This is a genomic window from Methylobacterium trifolii, assembly GCF_022179685.1.
Lineage (GTDB): Bacteria > Pseudomonadota > Alphaproteobacteria > Rhizobiales > Beijerinckiaceae > Methylobacterium > Methylobacterium trifolii.
In genome coordinates, this window is the sequence record NZ_BPRB01000164.1 from 1 (window position 1) to 4,683 (window position 4,683).

The window sequence follows — 4,683 nt, forward strand, 5'->3', positions numbered from 1 at the left end:
TCCTGTGCGAGAAGCCGATGGCGGCCTCGCTGGGCGATGCCGAGGCCATCGCCGCCGCCGTCCAAGCGGGCGGCACCTTCTACGGCACGGCCTTCGACCAGCGCCACCACCCGGCCCACCGCACCATGCGGGCCTGGATCGCGGCGGGCCGCCTGGGCACCGTGACGGCGATCCGCATCGTCTACGCCTGCTGGCTCGGGCGCGACTGGGCAGCCTGCCCCGGCCAGGCCAACTGGCGCATCGACCCGGCCCAGGCCGGCGGCGGGGCGCTCATGGACCTCGCCCCCCACGGCCTCGACCTCGTGGACTTCCTGCTGGATGAATCGATCAGCGACATCGCCGCCCTGACCCAGGCCAAGGCCCAAGATTACGCGGTGGACGACGGCGCCCTGCTGATCGGCCGGACCGCGAGCGGCACGCTCGCCAGCCTTCATGTGGCCTACAACTGTCCCGACGCGCTGCCCCGGCGGCGCCTGGAGGTCGTCGGCACGCGCGGCCTGCTGGCGGCCCACGACACCATGGGCCAGACCGCGGGCGGGCGGCTCACGTTCACGGACGGTACAAGCGGCCGGGTAGAACCTGTGGCCTTCGACGGAGAGGCCTCGCCCTTCACCGCGCAGGTGCGCGCCTTCGGCTCGGCCCTGCGCCGGCCGGAGGAGCGCGCGGCCTACTCGGCGGCCCGGGACCTCCACACCATGCGGCTCATCGCCCGCGCCTACGGGCCGGCGGGCGGCGCCTGAGGACACGACGTGAGCGACATCGACCAGGACGACCGCGCCCGCCATGACCGGATCAAGGCGCCCCGTGCCTATCGCTACGGCGCGCGCCGGCCGATCGAGGGCCTGCCCGAGCATCTGCCCGAGCCGGTGCGGGCCTATCTCGACATCCTGCCGGAGGGCCGCATCGTCGGCTTCCCCCTGGCGCCGCTCGACCGCACCGGCATCCCGGTCTGGTTCGTCTCGCTGTTCCTGGACGACCCGTTCTTCGTCGGCGCCATGCCGTCCGGCATCGGCTACGGCGCCACCGACGACGAGGCCCTGATCGGCGCGGTGGCCGAGATCGCCGAGAACCTGATGCCGTCGCTGGCCGTGCTGCCCCGCAGGAAGGAGCGGGGAAGCTACGACGACCTCGTGAAGGTGTTCGGCGCCACGTCCGTGGCCGACCCCCTGACGCTCTGCCTGCCCGCGGGCTCCGAGGTCGGCCGCGGCACGGTGCTCGAATGGACGCCGGCCCTGCGGCACGCCACCGGCGAGACGGTGCTGATGCCGCTGGACATCGCGGCCACCGACTATTTCGAGCTGTCGGAGGGCTACAGGCCCTTCACCAACCTCATCACCAACGGGCTGGGTGCGGGCCCCGACCTGCCCTTCGCCCTCGGGCACGGCGTTCTCGAACTGCTGCAGCGGGACGGAAACGGCCTGCTGTTCCGGGCCCTGGACCAGGGGGTGATGCTCGACCTCTCGGACGGGCTCGGCCCCGAGACGACGGCGATGCTGGCGCGCCTCGAAGACCTCGGCATCCGGGCGCTGCCGAAGTTCGCCACCGACCAGTTCGGCCTGACCAACCTCTACGTCGTCGGCTACGACCGGAACCCGGCCGACGCCCCCGTACCGATCGCCCTCTCGGCCTGCGGCGAGGCCTGCGACCCGGACCGCGAACGGGCGCTACGCAAGGCGCTGCTCGAATTCCAGGCGGCCCGCGTGCGCAAGGCCTTCGGGCACGGCCCGCTGGCCTTCGCCGAACGGGTGACGCCGCCGGGCTACGTGAACGCGTTCATCCAGAAGGCGCTTCCCAGCCTGGACCTGGAGGAGAGCCGGGCCCTCAAGGCCATGCTCGAATGGATCGAACTGCCGGCAGACGGCCTGCGCGGCGTCCTGGCCGACACCGTCTATTCCGAGCGCTCCACCAGGAAGTTCTCGGATTTGCCGACGACGCACGCGCCGGACGGGCATGCCCGCGGCAGGATCGCCTGCGACCGGCTTTTGGCGGCCGGGTTCGACGTGCTCGCCATCGACTGCTCCCCGCCGGGCGGGGGCGTCGGCGTGGTCAAGGCCATCGTGCCGGGACTGGAGGTCGAGACCATGAGCTACTACCGGATCGGCGAGCGCAATACGCGCAAGCTCATCGAGCGCGACCACCCGCTGATCCGGTTCGGTACGGAGAGCGAGACCCTGCGCCCCGTGCGCCTGACGCCGGAGGCCCTGGAGCGCTTCGGCGGCCAGCCCCTGTTCGACACGGCCCTGGCGGAACGCATCGTGGGCGATCACTATCCCCTCTACCGCGAGCCGGAATCGCACCACGCGCCGTTCAGGCTGGAGCAGAGGGGACGGGCGGCATGATACCGACGGCAAACCGCGACTCTTTCGGCCACCGGCCGTCGGCAAGCGCGACCGCGCGCCGCCGCTCGTGTGGCGGACTGCCCTGGAGGCGTCGGGCGCAAGGGCCACTGGCATGACCCTTCGGTTCGCCTACAACACCAACGGGGCGGCCAACCACCGCCTCGACGACGCGATCGACCTGATCAAGGCGGCCGGCTACGACGGCGTGGCCCTGACGCTCGACATCCACCACCTCGATCCCTTCGCAGACGGCTGGGCGGCGGAGGCCGGGCGGATCGCGAGCCGGCTGGAGAAGCTCGAACTCGGCGCGGTGATCGAGACCGGCGCCCGCTTCCTCCTCGACCCCACCGCCAAGCACGAGCCGACCCTGGTCACCGCCGACGCCTCGGCCCGCGCCCGCCGCGTCGGCTTCCTCAAGCGGGCCATCGACATCGGCGCGATCCTCCATGCGGAGGCCGTCTCGTTCTGGGCCGGCGTTCCGAAGCCCGGCGTGGACCGGGACGAGGCGCGCGGCTGGCTGGTCGAGGGCCTGTCCGAGGTCGTGGCCCATGCGGCGGCCAAGGGCGTGGTGCCCTGCCTGGAGCCAGAGCCGGGCATGCTGATCGAGACGCTGGACGACTTTTCCGGGCTCTCGGTCGCGGGCCTGAAGCTCGCCCTCGACACCGGCCACTGCCTCGTCACGCAGGAGCGCGAGCCAGCCGACGCCGTGCGCGAGTTCGCCGACCGCATCGGCACCGTGGCGATCGAGGACATGGCCCGCGGGACGCACGTCCACCTGCCCTTCGGCGAGGGCGACATGGACGTGGCCGGCGTCTTGGAGGCCCTGGAGGGCATCGGCTACGCCAAGTTGATCTGCGTCGAACTCTCCCGCGAGAGCCACCGGGCCGACGTGATGATCCCGCAATCCCTGGACTACCTGCGCCGCTGCCGGCGGGGCGGCCCGGAACTGCCGGAGGACCAGGAGACCCGGCGGCAATGAGGATCTGCTTCGTCAGCCGGCGCTACTTCCCGGCGATCTCCGGCATGAGCGTCTACGCCCAGAACCTGCTGCGCGAACTCGTCGCCGCCGGCCACGACGTGACGATGGTCTCGCAGTACCGGGGCGACGCCTTCGGCACCCGCGTCTACGGCGGCGGGCCGCCGCCGCCCGTGCCCGGCGTGCGGGTGATCGGCCTCGAACAGGCCGGCGAGCAGGAAAGCGGCGACTTCGAGCGCGACATCGCCACGATGGTCGAGACCATCTGCGCGGAGCACGCGAGAGAACCCTTCGACCTGCTGCACGCCCAGTACGGCTACCCCACCGGCTGGGCCGTGCTGCTGGCCTCGCGCCGGCTCGGGGTGCCCAACGTGGTCTCGATCCAGGGCGGCGACGGCCACTGGGTCGGCTCCTGCTGCGAGACCCACCGGGTCGCCATGTGCGCGGTGCTGGCCCATGCCAACGCCCTCCTGATCGGCGGCGCCTCGTTCGTGGAGGAGGTCTGCGAACGGCTGGGCTCGGACCCGGCCCGCTTCACCATCGTGCCCGGCGCCGTCGACACGGCCCGGTTCGCCCAAGACGGCGACGGCCTGCCGGCCGGGCATGCCGGGCCGGTGCGCCTGTTCTACCACGGCCGGGTCGACCGCCGGAAAGGCGTGCTGGACTTCATCGCGGCCCTGGCGATCCTGCGCGGGCAGGCCACCCCGTTCGCGGCCACGATCTCCGGCATCGGGCCGGACGTGGATTCGTCTCAGGCACTGGCGGCGGAGCTGGGCTTCACCGAGGCCGAGATCCGCTTCACGGGCTATGCCGACTACGCCACGGTCCCGGACCTCTACCGGGGGGCCGACGTGTTCGTCTCGCCGACTTACGCAGAGGGGTTCTCCAACACCATCCTGGAGGCGATGGCCGCCGGGCTCGCCGTGGTCTCGACCCACGCGGTCGGCGTCTCGGACTGCCTGCGCGACGACGAGAACGGCCTGCTGGTGATGCCCGGCGACGTGCCGGCCCTGGCCCGGGCCCTGACCCGCGTGGTCGAGGACGGCGCCCTGCGCCGCCGCATCGCGGCCACGGGCCTGGAGGAGTGCCGCCGGGTCTATTCCTGGGGCGCGGTGGGCCGGCAGATCATGGGGGTCTACGGGCAGGTGGTGCACATGGCGCCGGACACCGGCTTCTCGCCGGACCTGCCGCACGATCCCGCCTGCCGCTTCCGGGCCGAGCCGCACCTGCTGTAGGGGCGGCCCTTTCCCTCTCCTTTTGCGAGCTCCTGTATTCACACATCTCGCAAGGATGGCGGCCGAGGCGCGGGTCCCCTCTCCCGTGCGGGAGAGGGACAGGGTGAGGGATGCGACCTCTCCGGAGAGACCT

General features: G+C 72.1%; 4 protein-coding genes. All 4 read left to right on the plus strand.

The window, feature by feature from the left end; translation table 11 throughout:
- A partial coding sequence (locus COGEMETH_RS14855; protein WP_238183382.1) for a Gfo/Idh/MocA family protein occupies window positions 1–740 on the plus strand: 740 nt, incomplete at its 5' end.
- 9 nt (window positions 741–749) lie between these two features.
- Window positions 750–2,339, plus strand: a complete 1,590-nt coding sequence (locus COGEMETH_RS14860) for a YcaO-like family protein (RefSeq protein ID WP_238183383.1) — start codon at window positions 750–752, stop codon at window positions 2,337–2,339.
- A 112-nt stretch (window positions 2,340–2,451) separates the two neighbouring features.
- Window positions 2,452–3,318, plus strand: a complete 867-nt coding sequence (locus COGEMETH_RS14865; protein WP_238183384.1) for a sugar phosphate isomerase/epimerase family protein — start codon at window positions 2,452–2,454, stop codon at window positions 3,316–3,318.
- A complete protein-coding gene (locus COGEMETH_RS14870; protein ID WP_238183385.1) occupies window positions 3,315–4,550 on the plus strand; it encodes a glycosyltransferase family 4 protein in 1,236 nt (411 codons plus the stop codon). Before COGEMETH_RS14865 ends, COGEMETH_RS14870 begins: the two co-directional genes overlap by 4 nt.
- Window positions 4,551–4,683: the final 133 nt, after the last annotated feature.